The organism is Ruegeria sp. HKCCD8929, from assembly GCF_013031405.1.
Taxonomy (GTDB): Bacteria; Pseudomonadota; Alphaproteobacteria; order Rhodobacterales; family Rhodobacteraceae; genus Ruegeria.
On record NZ_WPZY01000013.1, the window covers coordinates 57,386 to 75,422 of the forward strand.

Consider the following 18,037-nt stretch of genomic DNA (forward strand, 5'->3'; position numbering starts at 1 on the left):
CTCTTCGGTAGCACAAGCAAGAACAATTAGCGAACATTTTCTATGGAACGCAGAGCGCGATCAGACCAACCCGCCTTTCCTCAATTGCCCCCGAAGATATCCTTGAGCAGCCTGTCCACCGCCTGCCCGAAACCTCCACCCCTCCTTGGCTTACGGCGTTTGGGCTGCTGGGCCGTGCGGACCGGCTGTTTCGGCGCCAGCATCGGTAGCGGACTGGGGGTCATCCCCTCGGTCACGCGCACCATCGTCTCGTGCCAGATTTCCGCAGGCAGCCCGCCGCCGGTCACGCCCGACAGCGGCGTGTTGTCGTCATAACCCATCCAGACACCGGTCACGTAGTCGGCAGTAAAGCCAATGAACCAGGCATCCCGTGCGGCCTGCGTCGTGCCGGTCTTACCCGCCACCTGCCAACCAGGAAGTGCCGCGCGTTTGCCTGACCCTTGCGAGACGACCTTTTCCATCATCCAGGTCAGCTGCCGTGCCGCATCCGTCCGGATCACCCGCTCGCCAATGCCGGTGCTGGTGTCCATCAGAGGCTCGTCCTCGCCCAGCAGTTTCAACTGGGTCAGCCCGTATGGCTCGACCGAAGAACCGCCGTTCAGGATACCGGCATAGGCCCCGGTCATCTCGATTAGCGTGCTTTCCGATGCCCCCAGCGCCAGCGCCGGACCTGCGGCCAGATCGCTCTGAATTCCGAAATTGCTGGCCACGGTACGCACATTGTCCAGCCCCGCCACCTCGGCCACCTTGACCGCCGGCACGTTCAGCGAATCCTTCAGGGCCTGGGTCAGAGTCACCCGGCCGTAGTGTCTCTTGGTGTAGTTCTTGGGGCACCACCGGCCCGACCCGGGGATGTTGAGGCAGTAAGGCTCGTCCAACACGATGTCGTTTGGCGAATAACCAAGTTCAAGCGCCGTGGCATAGACAAACGGTTTGAACGACGACCCGGTCTGCCGCAGCGCCTGCGTCGCCCGGTTGAAGGCACCCGAAACGCGGGTCTCGCGCCCACCGACCATCGCGCGCACCGCGCCATCGGCGGACATCACGACAATCGCCGCCTGTGCCTTGGACCCCGGCTTGACCTTTTCCTGGAACACGAACTGCATCGCCTCTTCGGCGGCAGTCTGCAGGCGCTGGTCCAGTGTCGTGCGGATCACCACATCCTCGGTGGTGTTGCGGGTAAAGAACTCGGGCCCGCTGGCCATGACCCAGTCGGCAAAGTAACCGCCCGCACGCGCCGCCGCCGCCTCGGACAATTGCGCGGGATTGGCGCGCGCACTCTTCGCTTCGGCAGTACTCAGGTAACCCTGCTCCTCCATCAACCCGATCACCAGCTGGGCCCGATCCTGCGAGCGTTGCAGGTTGTTGGTCGGCGCATAGCGTGTCGGCGCCACCAGCAGACCGGCCAGCATCGCCGCCTCGGCGGGGCTGACCTCGGCCGCCGACTTGCCGAAATAACGCTGGCTGGCGGCCTCGAAGCCGCGCGCGCCGGCGCCGAGGAAGGCGCGGTTCAGATAAATGGTCAGGATCTCGTCCTTGGAATACTTGACCTCCATCGCCAGCGCATAGACGGCCTCTTTAACCTTGCGCCAGAGCGAGCCCTGACGGCAGTCGGACTCGTAGGCCGCCTCGGACTCCCACTGCCCCGGCTCATACGGAACCCCGAGGCACAGCAGCTTGGCGGTTTGCTGCGTGATGGTCGAGCCACCATGGCCGGACAGAGGCCCGCGCCCCTCGCGCAGGTTGATACGCACGGCACTGGCGACACCGCGCGGGCTGATGCCGAAATGGCGGTAGAACCGCTTGTCCTCAGTCGCGACCACCGCGCTCTTCAGATGTTTCGAGACAGTGTCGGCAGTGATCACCCCGCCGAACTGATCGCCGCGCCAGGCAAAGACCTTGCCTTCGCGGTCGAGCATGGTCACAGACCCACGCGCACGCCCATCAAGCAGCGCATCGACCTCGGGCAGCGTTGTGTAGACCAGGCCCACTGCCAACGCGACGAGCAGCATGACAACCATCCCGATGCGCCAGGTAAAGCCCCAGATCATTCCGAAGATCCAGCCGAAGAACCGCCGGATCGCACCGGTGATCCCGCCGCCACGCGTACCGCGCCGAGCCGTCTTGCGCGCAGTCCTTTTCGGCTTGGCTTTACGGGTCGTGGTTTTCTTTGGCGACGCCTTGCGGGTGGACTTGGCCGACGTCTTCTTCCTGCCCGCCGACGGGTATCGTTTGTCCGCCACCAATGTCGGCTTGCGCCGCTTTGAATCCGTCATTCTCAGCTCTGCCCGTTTTTTGCTTTTGCCGCACAATACCCCGACCAGCCCCGCGTGTTGAGGTGTGAATTTCCGGTATTTCCCCTCGCAACTATGCCGCTTTTTTAATCGTTCGTGTCGGTTTGTGCAAAAATTGTGCAAGATCGCCGACTTCTCATTAGATTTCAGCCCCCCGACTCGTTTCTTTGCGCGCGCAGAAACGGTCTCTTTCTGCGCGTGCAAACACGCCGATCAGATCGGCAGAACGAGGGGTAACAACGTGAAACTGATCATTGCAACGATCAAGCCGTTCAAGCTCGAAGAGGTGCGCGAGGCCCTCACCGAGGCGGGGATACGCGGCATGATGGTAACCGAAATCAAAGGGTTCGGATCCCAGTCCGGCCATACCGAGATCTATCGCGGTGCGGAATACGCGGTGAATTTCGTGCCCAAGATCAAGCTCGAAATCGTGGTGCCTGCGGGCATGGTCGAGACGATTGTCGACACCATCACGAACACCGCCAAGACCGGCAAGATCGGCGACGGCAAGGTCTTTGTCCTCGACGTCGAACAGGCGGTGCGGGTGCGCACCGGGGAAACCGATCAAGAGGCGCTTTAAGCGGCCTTTCGCTGATATCACGCATAGGGAAACGGACATGATGAAACTGAACAAGATATTTATACCTGCCGCGGCGCTCGTTGCGCTGCCGCAGATGGGGATGGCGCAGGAGGCCGCCGCCGCCGGCGAGGCCGCGCTGCACACCAAATACATCCTGACCTCGCTGCTGTTCCTGATGGGCGGCTTTCTGGTATTCTGGATGGCCGCGGGCTTTGCCATGCTCGAGGCCGGTCTGGTGCGCTCGAAGAATGTGACCATGCAGCTGACCAAGAACATGGGGCTTTTTGGCTTTGCCGCGATCATGTACTGGCTGCTGGGCTTCAACCTGATGTATCCCGGCGACGGCTGGACCATCACCGGCGTTCTCGGTGCCTTCTCGCCCACCTCGCTGGAACCGGTGGGGCTGGCCGATACCGAAACCGCGCTGGATTATGCCTCGGTCGGGTCGGACTTTTTCTTTCAGTTGATGTTCTGCGCCACCACCGCCTCGATCGTTTCGGGCACCATGGCCGAGCGGGTGAAGCTGTGGCCGTTCCTGCTGTTCGTGGTGGTGTTGACCGGTGTGATCTATCCCATCGAGGCGTCCTGGCAGTGGGGCGGCGGCTGGCTGTCCGAGATGGGCTTCAGCGATTTCGCCGGCTCGACCCTCGTGCACGCAGCCGGTGGCTTTGCCGCGCTGGCCGGGGCCATCGTTCTGGGGCCGCGTATTGGCAAGTACAACAAGGATGGCAAGGTAGTACCGATCCCGGGCTCGAACCTGGCGCTGGCGACGCTGGGTACCTTCATCCTGTGGCTGGGCTGGTTCGGCTTTAACGGCGGCTCGCAACTGGCGATGGGCACCATCGGCGACATCGCAGATATCAGCCGCATCTTTGCCAATACCAACATGGCCGCCGCTGCCGGTGCTGTCGCCGCGCTGATCCTGACGCAGGTGATGTTCGGCAAGGTCGACCTGACCATGACCCTGAACGGCGCGCTGGCCGGTCTGGTGTCTATCACGGCCGAACCTCTGGCTCCGTCACTGTTCCAGGCGCTGATCATCGGCGGCATCGGTGGTGTGATCGTGGTCTTCGCGGTGCCGATGCTGGACCGGATGAAAATCGACGACGTGGTCGGTGCTATCCCGGTTCACCTGATCGCCGGGTTCTGGGGCACCTTCATCGTGGCCTGGACCAACGCTGACGCCTCATTCGTCACCCAGATTATCGGCTTTGCCGCCATCGGCGGGTTCGTCTTCGTGGTCAGCTACGTGCTGTTCCTGATCATCAAGAGCACCGTCGGTCTGCGGGTCGGCGAAGAGGAAGAGATCAACGGGCTCGACATGGCCGAGCTGGGGATGGAGGCCTATCCGGAGTTCTCGAAGGGTTAAGACCCGTCTGAAAGGAAACCAAGCCCGGGCGTCCACGCCCGGGTTTTTTCTTGCGCCTACCGCCTACCTTGACACGGGCGACCAGCCCGGGCCGCGCCCGACCCTCCCCTCGGGAGGGCGCAATGGCGATGTCACCTCCCGCTCGACCTGAGTCCGGGGCTTTTGAGATAAAGCACCGACCACAAGCGTTGCAAAACGCCCACCCAGGATCGGGCGCGTCCCTCTGCAAAGCGCTCAAACGAAAGGCCGCCTGCGCGAAACAGACTACCCAATCAAGATCTTCAAACGGTCAATGCCGGATCAGACACCTGCGTCAACAATCGCCTTGGCAAGGATCGGCACCGTCTTCGCGTTCAGACCCGCAATATTCATCCGGCTGTCACCGACCATATAGATGGCATGTTCGGCCCGCAGTTTCTCGACCAGTTGGGGTGTGGTGCCCAGACGCGAGAACATGCCGCGATGCTGGGCAATAAAGCCAAAGCGGTCCGACCCGGTCAGGCGCTGCAGCTCGTCGGCCAGTTGCTGACGCAGACCCAGCATCGACAGGCGCACTTCTTCCAGCTCTGCCGCCCAATCGGCGCGCAGGGCGTCATCATTGAGAATGGTCGTCACCACCCGCGCGCCGTGATCCGGTGGGAACGAGTAGTTCTGGCGGTTCAGAAACGCCAGCGTCGCCTGATTCAGCGTCGTCTGGCCACTGTCCTGCGACACTGCCATCAGCAGGCCGGTCCGCTCACGGTAAACCCCGAAATTCTTCGAGCACGACGCCGCGATCAGGCATTCCTTGACCGACGAGGCCACCAGCCGGGTCGCCTGCGCATCCTCTTCCAGCCCGTCGCCAAAACCCTGATAGGCGATGTCGACCATCGCGACCAGACCTTGGGCGTTGATCAGGTCCACGACCTCCCGCCACTGCACCAGATTCAGGTTGGCACCGGTCGGGTTGTGGCAGCATCCATGCAGCAACACCACGTCGCCCGCCTTGGCCTGCTTGAGATCCTCAAGCATCCCATCGAAATTCACGCCCCGGGTCTCGCTGTCGAAATAGCGATAGGGGACCATCTCCATGCCCAGATAGTTCAGGATCGAGATGTGGTTGGGCCAGGTCGGGTCCGACACGAAAATGCGGGCACCGGGGCTGGCCATGCGGATCAGCTCAAACGCCTGACGGCAGGCGCCGGTGCCACCCGGAGTGGCCGCGGCGCCCACATTCGCGCGCGGCACCGCGTCGCCCAGGATCAGCTTGATCATAGCATCCGAATAGGCCGGATCGCCGATCAGGCCAGTATAGGATTTCGACTGCTGCTCCTCCCAGACCACCTTTTCCGCGGCCTTGACCGCACGCATCACCGGGGTCACGCCCTCGGCATTCTTGTAGACCCCCACACCCAGATCGATCTTGGTCTCGCGCGGGTCCTCGCGATAGGCCTGCATCAGCGCCAGAATCTTGTCGGCAGGCTGCGCCTTGAGATTTTCGAACATCAGTTTTCTCCGGTTGCGACGGGCAGGGTCGGGAAGGCACCCCATTCGGCCCAGGAGCCGTCATAAAGCGAGTGATCGGTCTTGCCCATGCGTTCGAGCGCGAGGCTGAGGATGGCAGCCGTCACGCCCGAGCCGCAGGTGGTGATGGCGGGTTTGCTCAGGTCCACGCCAGCGGCTTCGAACACGGCGCGGCAGTCTTCGGGCGCCTTCATCGTGCCGTCCTTGTTGAACAGCTCAGGAAACGGAACGCTGCGCGAGCCGGGGATGTGGCCCGAACGCAGACCTTCGCGCGGCTCGGCCTCGGTGCCATTGAACCGGCCTGCGGCGCGGGCATCAATGACCTCATGATCGCCCAGCTTGGCAGCGGCAGAGACCTGTGTCACGTCGCGCACCAGATGGTTCTGCACGCGCACCGTCATGTGGCGGTCGCGGATAACAGGCGGCAGATCCTCGGTCTCGCGCTCTTCGGCCTGCCATTTCGGCAACCCGCCATCGAGCACGGCGATGTTCTCCTGCCCCATCAGCTTGAACAGCCACCAGACGCGGGCCGCCGATTGCAGCCCGGCGCCATCATAGACCACCACCTGATGACCATCGCCAACCCCCATCGCACGCATGCGGGACATGAACTTCTCGACCGGAGGCGCCATGTGCGGCAGGTCCGAGCGGTGATCGGAAATCTCGTCAATATCGAAGAACCGCGCACCGGGGATATGGGCAGCGTCATATTCGGCCTTGGCGTCGCGCTCTTGCTGGGGAAGATACCAGGACCCGTCCAGAATCCGCAGATCCGGGTCCTTGATATGGGCGGCAAGCCAGTCGGTGGAAACCAGTGTTTTCGGATCGTCCTGCATGCGAACCTCCCCTTTGCGCGCAAGGGTTTCCCTATACGCGCGCGGGTTGGGGTTCAAGGTGGTATGGCGTCGAACGGTCTACAGTGTGGCCCGCAATGCCTCGGCAGCGCGACGCTCGAAATCGGCATATTGCGCTGCGACCGGCTGCAGCGCCTGGATCAGCGGCAGGCGCTTTTCGAAATCTGCTACCGAAGCGGCCTCGATGGCGCGCCGGATGTCGGCCTTGCCGTTGCAGACGATCATCCCCTCCGGGTCAATGAACCGGTCGATATTGGGGCAACCCCAATAGATCGGGACGGTGTTACAGAGGATCGCGTCGATCAGTTTTTCCGAGAAATAATTCGGCTCCTGCACGTTCTCGATCACCACCGAATAGCGATAGGGCGCCAGCCCGTCGGATTTCCGCTCGAACGGGGTATAGCCCCGGCCCATGATATCCACGTCCTGCCCGGTCTCGCGGACCCATTCGACCACTGCGTGGCGCAACTGGTGCCCGGTGGTGTCCCGCTTGGCCGAGGCGATGAGTGAGCAGGATTTGGTTTTCTCCAGCGGCAGATCGCGCCATTCCGGCACCCAGGTGGTGCCATAGGGCAGAAACACCGCATTGGACAGGCTGTTCACCAGCGTTTCGTGAAAGGTGAAGACGCGATAAAAACGCCGCCAAGTGTAGCGCAGCAGCTTGATATGCTTGGCATGGATCGCCGCCGGTTCGCCCATCATCAGCGAGATCCGCGCCCGCGTGCCACGGCGCAAACGGAAATGCGCCATGGTGTTGGGGAACATGATGATGTGGTCAGTGCGCTCCAGATCGCCCACGGTAGCGCTGGCCAGCCGGTCAGGACAGCCCAGCGGCCAGATCAGATCGGACGCCGGCAGTTGCGCTAGATCGGGGCCCAACCGTAGCCCGTAGGGCAGGACGGCAATTGCGGGGTCGGGCATCAGGCGACCTCCTGCGGCAGATCGACCTGACCGCGCATAAGCACATGTCCGGTACCCGCGACGCGAATGCCTGTCATCGCCTCAGGCGGGCCTAAGCGGGTGACGGTGGCGCGGCCCGGGCGGCCCATGTCATGGCCCTGTTCGGCTACAAAACTATCCTTGTCCATCAGCCCGCGCTTCCACAGATACGCCGCCATCGCCCCGGTAGCCGAGCCGGTGAACGGGTCCTCGGGCGGGCTGGGCGGCGCCATCAGCAGGCGCGAGAACGTGTCGCCCGCGTCTGTCGCGCCTTCAAGCGTCACCAGAAAGGGCTCCATCATGTCTGTACCGTCATAGCCTTGGGTTTCGGCCATCCGGCGCAGGGCCTCGACATTCAGCCGCGCAGCGCGCAGCGCCGCGTGATCGCGCAGGACGGTGATGCAGAACGGTAGACCGGTCGACACCATCTGCGGCGGCGAAATGATCGCATCGGCATTCAGCCCGATCCCTTCGGCCACCAATTCGGCGGGCACCAGAGCACCGAATTGCGGAGCAACCTGCGTCATCTCGATCTCGTCACCGGCAAGGCGAATCGAGACGATCCCCGCCCCGGTCTCAAGCGTCAGGGCATCGCCCTTGATCATCCCGCGCGACCGCATGGCAGCGACGGTGGCGATGGTGGGATGACCGGCAAAAGGGATCTCGCGGCTGGCAAGGAAATAGCGGACGCGGATATCGGCGACCTCTGACGGCCCGGTAAAGGTGCATTCGACCAGCGAGGTTTCACGGACGTAAGCGGTGCAAACCGCCTCGGGCAGGGACGCGCCGCCATGCACCACAGCGCAGCCATTGCCGCCAAAGGCGCGGTCGCTGAAGGCATCCACCCAATCGAAATCGAACCAGCTCATCCGCCCTCTCCCGCGTGGTCAACCCTTGGGACGGCGGGAATGCCCTGCCGACCGGGCTGCATGTTTCGCCCGAACGGCGGCAATTGTCACGTCAAATCGGTTAGTGGACCGCGACCGGAGACAGGTCGTGCTGCCGGGCCAGAGTAAAGGCCAGGTTGCGGTCGGCGACCAGCGCCAGTTGCTGGCCGTCCGCGTCATGCACGGCATAAAGCTGCGCGCGGTCACCCGCCTGCACCCGCACGTCATGCGGCAGGTCGGCAACATCGACAGCCTTGACGTAGACGATCCGGCTGCCTTCTTCCTTGAATTCATACGGTGTATGCATCGATTACCCCTTCTTTATACTGATCGTCTGCACCACGGTTTCCGGCACCGCGCGGCTGAGATCGATATGCAGCAGACCGTTTTCCATCACGGCCTCGCCCACTTCAACCCCGTCGGCCAGCACGAACATGCGCTGGAACTGACGCGCGGCAATGCCGCGATGCAGAAAAACGCGCCCCTCGCTGTCGTCGCGTTGACGGCCCCGGATCACCAGTTGCCGATCCTCGATGGTGATCGCCAGATCCTCTTCGGCAAAACCGGCCACGGCCAGCGTGATCCGGTAGGAAAAATCCGAGGTCTGTTCGATATTGTAGGGCGGGTAGCCTTCGTTCCCGGCCTTGGCCGAACGTTCCAGAAGGCGTTCCAATTGTTCAAACCCAAGCAGATGCGGGTATGAACCCAGAGTAAGTTTCGACACGTTTTCTCGTCCTTTATTGTCAAAGCGACGTTGCGCACGGCCCCGCTCAGGCAGCCGCGCCCCTGTGAATATGGGGAGAATCCCCGGCTTCCACAAGGTCTAGGCGAAAACATCCCGACCGCGTATCCTGTCGCGCAAACAGTACTAAGAAGAGCCGAGTCGCCCATGAATGCACCCACCGATCTGTCGATGAAAACCGATGAAGTTCTGAGGGTCGAATTGGAAGTGTTCCGCCGCCAGCACCGCGATCTGGACGAAGCCATCGAAGCGCTCGAGGCCAAGGCCACTGCGGATCAGCTGACGATCAAACGCCTGAAAAAGCAGAAACTGCGCCTCAAGGACATCATCCGGCTGATCGAGGATCGCCTGACCCCCGACATCATCGCCTGAACCTACCTGTCCTCGGGCGGGATATCCCGGATGCGGGCCACATGGTCGGCGATATCGTCCTGCGAGAACTTGGAATGGCGGCGCCTGTCGCTGGCCGGGTGGTTGGCAAGGCCCAACTTCAATTCAGACCGCCAGGATTTGCGCGGGCGGATCGGACGGGACGCAAAACCGCCACCGCACGTTGGGCAGACATTGTGCAGCCGCGCCTCAACGCAATCGGCGCAATAGGTGCATTCATAGCTGCAAATGCGCGCCTCAGCACTGTCGGGCGGCAGGTCGCGGTCACATAGTTCGCAGTTGGGGCGAAGTTCCAGCATGAGCACCTCCAATCCCCGCCTGAATACCCGGGATTCGGCCCCGGCGAAAACCCCTTGCGCGCGCCCTTCGTACCGCATTGCCACACCGCCCGATTTGGCTATAGTGCGCGCTCTTTCCTAAGCCGGGGGCAGAGTGGATGGCCGAGATAAAGGTAGGGATCATCATGGGCAGCCAGTCGGACTGGCCGACCATGAAAGGTGCAGCGGATATTCTGGACGAGTTGGGCGTGGCTTACGAGGCACGCATCGTCTCGGCGCACCGGACACCCGACCGGCTGTGGGATTATGGCAAGACCGCAGCGGATCGCGGATTGCACGTGATCATCGCGGGCGCCGGAGGGGCAGCGCATCTGCCCGGCATGATGGCCTCGAAAACCCGGGTGCCGGTGATCGGTGTACCAGTACAGACCAAGGCGCTCTCGGGCGTAGATTCGCTCTATTCCATCGTGCAGATGCCCAAGGGCTATCCGGTCGCCACCATGGCCATCGGCGCTGCCGGGGCCTCCAACGCAGGCCTGATGGCGGCTGGCATTCTGGCGCTGCAGGATGCGGCACTGGCCAAGAGGCTCGACGACTGGCGCGCGGCGCTTTCGGCCTCGATCCCGGAGGCTCCGAGCGATGACTGAAACCCTCTCCCCCGGCGCAACCATCGGCATCCTCGGCGGCGGCCAGTTGGGCCGCATGCTTTCGGTCGCGGCTGCACGGCTGGGGTTAACCACCCATATCTATGAACCCGGCGCCAACCCGCCCGCCGGACAGGTCGCCGACCGCGTAACCACGGCGGCCTATGACGATGCCGCCGCACTTGAGGCTTTCGCCGCCTCGGTCGATGTCATCACCTACGAGTTCGAGAACATCCCCACCCAGGCGCTCGACCTGCTTGAGGCGCACTGTCCGATCCGCCCGGGGCGCGAGGCGCTGCGGGTCAGCCAGGACCGGTTGACCGAAAAGACCTTTCTGCAAGGCCTCGGCCTGCAAACCGCGCCTTTTGCCGACATCACCGATCTGACCAGCCTTCAGGTCGCCATCGAGACCATAGGCACCCCCGCCATCCTGAAAACCCGCCGCTTCGGATACGACGGCAAGGGACAGGCGCGGCTGAATACGCCCGGGGATGCTGAGACCGCGCTAGCCGACATGGCAGGCGCACCCGCGATCCTTGAAGGCTTCGTGAACTTCACCCACGAGGTCTCGATCATCGCCGCACGCGGGCTGGACGGTCAGGTGGCCTGCTTCGATCCGGGTGAGAACATCCACAGCGACGGCATCCTGCGCACCACCACCGCCCCTGCCCGCCTGTCGCCACCGCAACGGACAGACGCGGTTCTGCTCGCCGCCAACATCCTGAACGCGCTGGACTATGTAGGCGTGATGGGGGTCGAGCTGTTCGTGACGCCGCAGGGCCTGATCGTGAATGAGATCGCGCCGAGGGTGCATAATTCCGGCCACTGGACCCAGAATGGCTGCGCCGTGGATCAGTTCGAACAGCATATCCGCGCCGTGGCCGGCTGGCCGCTGGGCGACGGGCAGCGCCATTCGGACGTGGTGATGGAGAACCTGATCGGCGCCGATATGGACCGGTTGCCCGAACTGGCGCAGGAACGTGATGTGGCGATCCACCTCTACGGCAAGGCCGAGACCAAACCGGGCCGCAAGATGGGCCACATCAACCGCGTCAAGCGCTCCGCCTGACACCGGCACCTGCGAAATCCCCGAAGGATTTCGCACGCGGTAACGAGGGCCCGCCGGGCCCGAGGCGCCGTGTAGCCTCACTCAGGGACCTAACTTACGAACCGCGCCGCGATATCCCCGCTCATATAGCTGACCCGCCCCGCCGACAGCGTCGCCGCCACCCGGTGCGAACCCTGCTCCAGCACCACCAGATCCGCCCGTTTGCCAGGGGCAAGCACCCCACGATCCGGCAATTCCAGCACCCGTGCAGGCCCTTCCGAAACCAGCGCCCAGGCCTCGGCCGGATCCAGCAGCCCCGACCGCACCAGCATCAGCGCCGCCCGGCGCGGGCTGGGATAGTGATAATCCGACGCGATCGCATCGCAAAGCCCCATGGCGATCAGTTCCACCGCGCTGACATTGCCCTTGTGCGAACCGCCCCGCACCACATTGGGCGCACCCAGAATAACGTGATCGCCCGCCGCCTTGGCCGCCTCCGCCGCCTCCAGCGTTTCTGGAAACTCGGCAATCCTGGCCCCGCGCCCGTGCCAGACTGCGCGACCCGAAGCAGTCGCATCGTCATGGCTGCCCATCCGCACCCCCTGCGCCGTAAGATGGGCACACAGTACATCTAGCGCCGCCGGAACCTCGGCCGACCGCACATGCAGTGCCATCAGCAACTCGAAGTGCGCCTCGGGATTGCGCCCGGCCTTCAGCGCCTGCCCGGTCAGGCGCGGCGGTTTGCGCCCCTCGGCCAGACGGTCATGCGGTAAGTGATTGTTGAAGACCACATAAGGCACGCCCCACTGCGCCAGACGCTCGGGCAGGCCATCATAGTCCTCCAGCAGATGCGTTTCGAACCGCAATTGCGGCATTAGGTCGGTCACTACCTCATCCTGGACCGCCGCAATCGCATCAAAGACCTGCGCCGCGAACTCCGGCCCGCGCAACCCGCCCTCCCAACTGTGAAACTGCGCCAGCACGGCGGTGGTGATGCCGTTGGCGGCTAGCTCGGCCTCGGTCGCGATGATGCCCTCGTTCATCTGCTTCATGGCCCCACGCCGGGGCGCCAGATGCCGCTCGAACCCGTCGCCGTGCAAATCCACGATACCCGGCAGGATCAGATAGCCCGACAGATCCACTCGTCTTCCGGACCCGGCGGCCTCGACTACCGCCCCATCGGCTATCGACAGTTCACTCCGCACCACGCCCTCACCCGGCAGCAGCACATCCGCCCCGCTAAACGTCAGGTCGAGTGCGGTCATTGCGTCGGTTCCGATTGCGGCTCCGAGCAATCCTGCCCGATGCAGATCTCGTCAATCGTATCCAGCACCGCATCCAGCCATGAAATCTCGGGATCAAACCGCCCGAATTCGATGAAATGCAGCGCCTGCGCGATGACGCGGGGGTTGTTCATCATAAAAGTATGGGTGACCGGCAGCACGATGTGATCTGCCATCCCCTGAACCCGTGTCGAGGCGACCGAGACCTTACCGTCATCCGGGCCCTCAATGACCGACGAAAACAGCGGGTTCAGCGAGTTCGACCCGGCAATGACGCCCAGATCGAAATTCACCGGCGGCAGGCCGAGCGGCACGCTGCCGGGGCCGGTGCCCAGCGACAGGCCCGCAGGCCCGTGCAAAAGGCCGAACACCTCCCAATCGCCCAGCTCATCTACCAACTCGCTGCCCTGATTCGGCGGCCCCATCATGACCACGCGGCCAAGATTTTCGGGTGCCCCATCGCGCAGCCAATAGCGCACCAGAATCCCGCCCATGGAATGCGCCACGATATGCGTGCGCTGATCGCCGCACTCCGCCATTGCCGCCGGCAGCGTCCGCTCGGCCAGATCCGCAATCGGCAGGTCGGTGGACGGATAGCCAGGGCGCACCACGTCATAGCCCTCGGCTAGAAACAGTTGCTCGACCACCGCAAAAGACGCCTCGGTCCGCGCCAGCCCGTGTAACAGCACCACACATTCGGCCCGCAGGGCCGCAGGCCAGAGAAACAGCAGAAGAAGCACCAGATACCGCATACCAGCGGGATACTTGGAAACGGACATCAGGAAAACCCTCAGCCCGGGTGACGCCGCGATACGGCCAGCGCAATTCCGCCCAGCACCAACACCGTACCAAGCATCAGCCGCAGGCCAACCGTCTCGCCCAGCAACAGAACGCCGCCAATGATGGCAATAACCGGAACGCTCAGTTGCACCGTGGCTGCCACCGAGGCCGTCAGTTGCGGCAATACGCTATACCACAGCGCATATCCGAGCCCCGAGGTCACCGCACCCGACAGGATCGCCAACCCGGCCCCGATGGGCGTCATACCCCAACTCCCACCCAAAATCAGAATGGCCGCGCCGGTAACCGGCAGAGCCACCACGAAATTCGCTCCTGTGCCCGCGAGCGCATCCGCCTCCGCCCGCCCGGCCAGCGTGTAGGCCGCCCAACCCACTCCGGCCAGCGCCATCAACACGGCACCTACCGGATCGACCTGCACCGTTCCCGCAGGCCAGAGGATGTAGACCAGCCCGCCAAAGGCGATACCCGCGCCCGCTAGTTGCCGCGCAGCGGGCAGCGAACCGGTGGCAGAGGTTACCCCGAACATGGTGATCTGCACGACGCCGAACAGGATCAGCGCCCCCAGCCCCGCATCAAGCGTCAGGTAGGCCGTCGAAAACCCGACCATGTAAAGCGACAGCGCCCCCGCGCCGATCATGCGCCGGCTTGACCAAAGCGGCAGACGCCCACCCCGCATCCGCACCAGCATCGCCAGCGTCACAGCCCCGGCGAAAACCCGCAGCACGGCAAAACTGCTGGGATCGCTGCCGCCACTCTCCACCGCCAGACGGTTGAGCAATGAGTTGGCCGCAAAGGCGGTCATGGTGAGGCAGGTCAACAAAAACAGGCGCATCATGCGGCCATAACCCGAGGCGCTTCGGCAGGAAACTCAAATCTGTGTTTGAGGCGCAAGGAAGGCGGGCGGGTAGATCAGTTCCGCCTCTGGCACATCCTCACCCGGTGCGGCCAGCATAGTGTATTCAGACGGGTAGGGTGTTTTCAGCTTTGCCGCCCTCGCGCGGGAAAACCCGCATTTCTCATAGAATTCCGGGTTGCCCAGAACCACGATGGCCGGAACCTGTTCAAGGGCGGGGCTTTCAGCGGCAATCGCGATCATGCTCACCAGTCTGCGCCCAACCTGCCAGTACTTCTTGCGGCCGTCCACCGGTGTGAGGGCCCCTCGCTGGAACTCAAGCCAGACGGCCACCGGGGCCAGACACAACCACCCTTCGGGCGCCACCATCCGCGACAGCGCTGCATATCCGGCAACCCGCCCGTGCCAGCAGGTAACACTCTCCGATGCCATGTCGCCATCCCGTCGCAAGGCATGGACCAGTGCCACCTCATCCTCGCCGCCGAAGGCCGCGCGCAACAACGCGTCCACCTCGGCCTCTTCACCCGGAAGCATTTCCCGACTGGAATCCGGACCGATGACCATCGCGCACCCTCCACCCTTCTTCTGTTCAAAAATATCCCCGCCGGAGGCATGCCCGCGCAGCGGGCATTCAAAACAAAAAGGGGCCGCCCAACCGGCGACCCCTCAAATCTTTGCACAAAGGTGCAGCAGATTACATCATGCCGCCCATGCCGCCCATGTCGGGCATGCCGCCTGCAGGCGCTGCGCCTTCTTTGGCAGGCTTGTCTGCAACCATCGCTTCGGTGGTGACCAGCAGACCAGCAACCGATGCCGCGTCTTCCAGAGCGGTACGGACAACTTTGGCCGGATCGATCACGCCGAACGAGAACATGTCGCCATATTCTTCGGTCTGAGCGTTGAAGCCAAAGGCCGCATCCGAGGACTCGCGCACTTTGCCGGCGACAACCGCACCGTCAACGCCCGCATTCTCGGCGATCTGGCGCAGCGGCGATTCGATGGCCTTGCGCACGATGTTGATGCCTGCGTTCTGGTCGGCGTTTTCACCTTCCAACTCGTTCAGGGCCTTGCCGGCCTGAACCAGAGCGACACCGCCGCCTACGACAACGCCTTCCTGTACGGCAGCGCGGGTTGCGTTCAGAGCGTCGTCCACACGGTCCTTGCGCTCTTTCACTTCAACCTCGGTCATGCCGCCGACGCGGATAACGGCAACACCGCCCGCCAGTTTGGCAACGCGTTCCTGCAGCTTCTCACGGTCGTAATCCGACGAGGTTTCTTCGATCTGGGTGCGGATCTGGGCAACCCGTGCTTCGATCTCGGCTTTCTCGCCAGCACCGTCGACGATGGTGGTTTCGTCCTTGGTGATTTCGATCTTCTTGGCGGTACCCAGCATGTCCATGGTGACGGACTCGAGCTTCATGCCCAGATCTTCGCTAATGACCTGACCGCCGGTCAGGATTGCGATGTCCTGCAGCATGGCCTTGCGGCGGTCGCCGAAGCCCGGTGCCTTGACAGCAGCAATTTTCAGACCGCCGCGCAGTTTGTTGACAACCAGAGTTGCCAGCGCTTCGCCTTCAACATCCTCGGCAATGATCAGCAGCGGCTTCTGCGACTGGATCACCTGCTCGAGCAGCGGAACCATCGGCTGCAGCGAGCTGAGTTTCTTTTCGTGCAGCAGGATCATGCAGTCGTCGAGCTCCGCGATCATCTTGTCTGCGTTGGTGACGAAGTAGGGCGACAGGTAGCCACGGTCGAACTGCATGCCTTCGACAACAACGGTCTCGGTTTCCAGACCCTTGTTTTCTTCGACGGTGATCACACCTTCGTTGCCAACCTTCTGCATCGCGTCCGAGATCTGGCGGCCAATTTCGGCTTCGCCGTTGGCCGAGATGGTGCCAACCTGAGCGACCTCAGCCGAGTCCTTGACTTCGCGCGAGGCAGCTTTGATGCCTTCGACAACCTTGGCGGTGGCCAGGTCGATGCCGCGCTTCAGGTCCATCGGGTTCAGACCGGCGGCAACCTGCTTGAGGCCTTCTTTCACGATCGACTGGGCCAGCACGGTTGCAGTGGTGGTGCCGTCACCGGCTTCGTCGTTGGTGCGGGAAGCAACTTCCTTCACCATCTGGGCGCCCATGTTTTCGAACTTGTCTTCCAGTTCGATTTCCTTGGCAACCGACACACCGTCCTTGGTGATGCGCGGCGCGCCAAAGGATTTGTCCAGAACCACGTTGCGGCCTTTCGGGCCCAGGGTCACTTTGACAGCGTCGGCCAGGATGTTCACGCCAGCCAGCATGCGATTGCGGGCATCAGTGGTAAACTTGACGTCCTTAGCAGCCATTATCTTGCTCCTTGAGAATTCTTGATTGGATTGAGCGATCTGAGATCAGAGAAAGCGCGCGCTTACTCGATGATCCCCATGATGTCGCTTTCCTTCATCATCAGCAGTTCTTCACCGTCGATGTTGACTTCGGTGCCCGACCATTTGCCGAACAGGATCTTGTCACCGGCCTTGACGGCCATCGCGATCAGCTCGCCGCTATCCTTGCGCGCACCTTCGCCGGTTGCGACGACTTCGCCTTCGCTGGGCTTTTCTTTTGCGCTGTCGGGAATGATCAGGCCGCCTGCGGTTTTCTCTTCGCTTTCCACGCGGCGAACCAGCACACGGTCATGAAGCGGTTTCAATGCCATCTTTGCAGCTCCTTGGGCTCAAAGTTCGTTTCTTTTCCGACCCCGCGATATGTCGCGAGAGGCCGTTAGCACTCGTCACTCGTGAGTGCTAACGGGCGAATAGCTAGGCAGATAAAAATCCTGAGTCAACGCCCTGATGAAAAAAAACGCGACTTATCCGGCTTCCCAGCTATGGGCCCAGTGCTCCAGCCCCTTCGATCCCTCGGGTGTCAGCGCATAGAGGCCGGTCCCGACACGGTCGAACCAGCCGTAGTGATTGTCGCGCATCAAACGTGTCGCCTGTTCCACCCCCGTGGCCGCCGCCACCTCGGCGCCCCGACAGGTGCCATGCTCGGCCAGATGTGCAGCACAACGCAGCGCGTCCTGCCGGTAGGCGGTGACGATCCCGTGCCGCGTTGCCCCGCCAGCGTTGGGATCGCCCTGCAACCGTTCAAACTCGCGTAGTAGCCGCGCGGTGCGCTCTTTCGACTTTCGGGGCGCGTAGGGTCCGGGATCGCATTGCACCTCGACCCGCCCGTCGGTACGCACAGTGATCAAGCCCAATCCCAGGCGGCGGCAGAGCAAAAGATTGTCCCGCAGCGCTCTCCGGGCCGTCTTGCCCTTGGGTTTCACAACCGCGACGTAGACCTGATCCGTGATCTTCAGCCGCGCCACCGCCTGATGGAACAGGCTGAGCGAGAAGCGCAGCTTGAGTTCGACGATCACCGGTGGCTCGTCCCCGCGGCGCGCAACGATATCGGCTGCGCCAACCTCGCCCTTGACCACATAGCCCTGGCCTTCCAGCAATTCCTTGATCGGTGGGTACAGATCCCGCTCGCGCTCCATAAGCGTATGCTAGCCTCTCCAGAACCGGGGGCACAATTTGCGTTTGCGGGCCGCTGCAG

General features: G+C 62.9%; 20 protein-coding genes. 5 read left to right on the plus strand and 15 right to left on the minus strand.

The genetic code is table 11. From position 1 onward, the window contains the following. Positions 1-80: 80 nt before the first annotated feature. Positions 81-2,276 (minus strand): transglycosylase domain-containing protein, encoded by a 2,196-nt coding sequence (locus GOX53_RS18480; RefSeq protein WP_171178916.1) that lies wholly within the window; start codon positions 2,274-2,276, stop codon positions 81-83. A 259-nt stretch (positions 2,277-2,535) separates the two neighbouring features. On the opposite strand from GOX53_RS18480, the gene GOX53_RS18485 reads away from it, so the two are divergent. Both GOX53_RS18485 and GOX53_RS18490 read left to right on the plus strand, forming a co-directional pair. Beyond that, complete coding sequence (locus GOX53_RS18485) at positions 2,536-2,874, plus strand: P-II family nitrogen regulator (RefSeq protein WP_171178918.1); 339 nt, start codon at positions 2,536-2,538, stop codon at positions 2,872-2,874. 40 nt (positions 2,875-2,914) lie between these two features. Continuing rightward, a complete protein-coding gene (locus GOX53_RS18490) occupies positions 2,915-4,243 on the plus strand; it encodes an ammonium transporter (RefSeq protein WP_171179076.1) in 1,329 nt (442 codons plus the stop codon). Positions 4,244-4,543: 300 nt separating this feature from the next. Here the strand turns inward: GOX53_RS18490 and GOX53_RS18495 are convergent, their stop codons facing one another. The 6 genes from GOX53_RS18495 to GOX53_RS18520 all read right to left on the minus strand — a co-directional run bounded on the left by GOX53_RS18495 (position 4,544) and on the right by GOX53_RS18520 (position 9,150). After that, a complete protein-coding gene (locus tag GOX53_RS18495; protein WP_171178920.1) occupies positions 4,544-5,728 on the minus strand; it encodes an amino acid aminotransferase in 1,185 nt (394 codons plus the stop codon). Next, positions 5,728-6,582: a 3-mercaptopyruvate sulfurtransferase gene (gene sseA, locus GOX53_RS18500; protein ID WP_171178922.1), complete on the minus strand. Its 855-nt coding sequence runs from the start codon at positions 6,580-6,582 to the stop codon at positions 5,728-5,730. The genes GOX53_RS18495 and sseA overlap by 1 nt, the downstream gene beginning before the upstream one ends. A gap of 78 nt (positions 6,583-6,660) precedes the next feature. Continuing rightward, a complete protein-coding gene (locus GOX53_RS18505) occupies positions 6,661-7,521 on the minus strand; it encodes a glycosyltransferase family 10 domain-containing protein (protein WP_171178924.1) in 861 nt (286 codons plus the stop codon). Beyond that, complete coding sequence (locus GOX53_RS18510) at positions 7,521-8,408, minus strand: PhzF family phenazine biosynthesis protein (RefSeq protein WP_171178926.1); 888 nt, start codon at positions 8,406-8,408, stop codon at positions 7,521-7,523. The genes GOX53_RS18505 and GOX53_RS18510 overlap by 1 nt, the downstream gene beginning before the upstream one ends. A 100-nt stretch (positions 8,409-8,508) precedes the next feature. Next, complete coding sequence (locus GOX53_RS18515) at positions 8,509-8,733, minus strand: DUF1150 family protein (protein ID WP_171178927.1); 225 nt, start codon at positions 8,731-8,733, stop codon at positions 8,509-8,511. A gap of 3 nt (positions 8,734-8,736) precedes the next feature. Beyond that, positions 8,737-9,150 carry an Hsp20 family protein gene (locus GOX53_RS18520; RefSeq protein ID WP_171178929.1) on the minus strand — a complete coding sequence of 138 codons (414 nt, stop codon included), beginning with the start codon at positions 9,148-9,150 and terminating at the stop codon, positions 8,737-8,739. Between the two features lie 165 nt (positions 9,151-9,315). Between GOX53_RS18520 and GOX53_RS18525 the strand changes: the two genes are divergently transcribed. After that, entirely contained in the window at positions 9,316-9,540 is a 225-nt protein-coding gene (locus tag GOX53_RS18525) for a YdcH family protein (protein ID WP_171178931.1), read from the plus strand. A 2-nt stretch (positions 9,541-9,542) separates the two neighbouring features. Here GOX53_RS18525 and GOX53_RS18530 read toward each other — a convergent pair whose 3' ends face one another. Beyond that, on the minus strand, positions 9,543-9,857 hold the full coding sequence (locus GOX53_RS18530) for a DUF1272 domain-containing protein (RefSeq protein WP_171178933.1): 315 nt from the start codon (positions 9,855-9,857) through the stop codon (positions 9,543-9,545). Positions 9,858-9,994: 137 nt separating this feature from the next. Between GOX53_RS18530 and purE the strand changes: the two genes are divergently transcribed. Next, positions 9,995-10,483, plus strand: a complete 489-nt coding sequence (gene purE, locus GOX53_RS18535) for a 5-(carboxyamino)imidazole ribonucleotide mutase (protein ID WP_171178935.1) — start codon at positions 9,995-9,997, stop codon at positions 10,481-10,483. After that, positions 10,476-11,549 carry a 5-(carboxyamino)imidazole ribonucleotide synthase gene (locus GOX53_RS18540; RefSeq protein WP_171178936.1) on the plus strand — a complete coding sequence of 358 codons (1,074 nt, stop codon included), beginning with the start codon at positions 10,476-10,478 and terminating at the stop codon, positions 11,547-11,549. The genes purE and GOX53_RS18540 overlap by 8 nt, the downstream gene beginning before the upstream one ends. Before the next feature lie 89 nt (positions 11,550-11,638). Here GOX53_RS18540 and GOX53_RS18545 read toward each other — a convergent pair whose 3' ends face one another. From GOX53_RS18545 to GOX53_RS18575, 7 genes are all read right to left on the minus strand, one after another. Beyond that, positions 11,639-12,793: an alpha-D-ribose 1-methylphosphonate 5-triphosphate diphosphatase gene (locus GOX53_RS18545; protein ID WP_171178938.1), complete on the minus strand. Its 1,155-nt coding sequence runs from the start codon at positions 12,791-12,793 to the stop codon at positions 11,639-11,641. Next, positions 12,790-13,563, minus strand: coding sequence for a triacylglycerol lipase (locus tag GOX53_RS18550; RefSeq protein ID WP_171179078.1), 774 nt, complete (start codon positions 13,561-13,563; stop codon positions 12,790-12,792). Before GOX53_RS18550 ends, GOX53_RS18545 begins: the two co-directional genes overlap by 4 nt. 38 nt (positions 13,564-13,601) lie before the next feature. Then, positions 13,602-14,444 (minus strand): DMT family transporter, encoded by an 843-nt coding sequence (locus GOX53_RS18555; RefSeq protein WP_171179079.1) that lies wholly within the window; start codon positions 14,442-14,444, stop codon positions 13,602-13,604. Positions 14,445-14,480: 36 nt separating this feature from the next. Continuing rightward, a complete protein-coding gene (locus GOX53_RS18560; RefSeq protein WP_171178940.1) occupies positions 14,481-15,029 on the minus strand; it encodes a GNAT family N-acetyltransferase in 549 nt (182 codons plus the stop codon). 130 nt (positions 15,030-15,159) lie between these two features. Further along, the gene (groL, locus tag GOX53_RS18565) at positions 15,160-16,803 is read right to left on the minus strand and encodes a chaperonin GroEL (protein WP_171178942.1); all 1,644 of its coding nucleotides are present in this window, start codon (positions 16,801-16,803) and stop codon (positions 15,160-15,162) included. A 62-nt stretch (positions 16,804-16,865) separates the two neighbouring features. After that, entirely contained in the window at positions 16,866-17,153 is a 288-nt protein-coding gene (gene groES, locus GOX53_RS18570; protein ID WP_171178944.1) for a co-chaperone GroES, read from the minus strand. 153 nt (positions 17,154-17,306) lie between these two features. Then, on the minus strand, positions 17,307-17,978 hold the full coding sequence (locus tag GOX53_RS18575; RefSeq protein WP_171178946.1) for a DUF2161 domain-containing phosphodiesterase: 672 nt from the start codon (positions 17,976-17,978) through the stop codon (positions 17,307-17,309). Between the last annotated feature and the right edge of the window lie 59 nt (positions 17,979-18,037).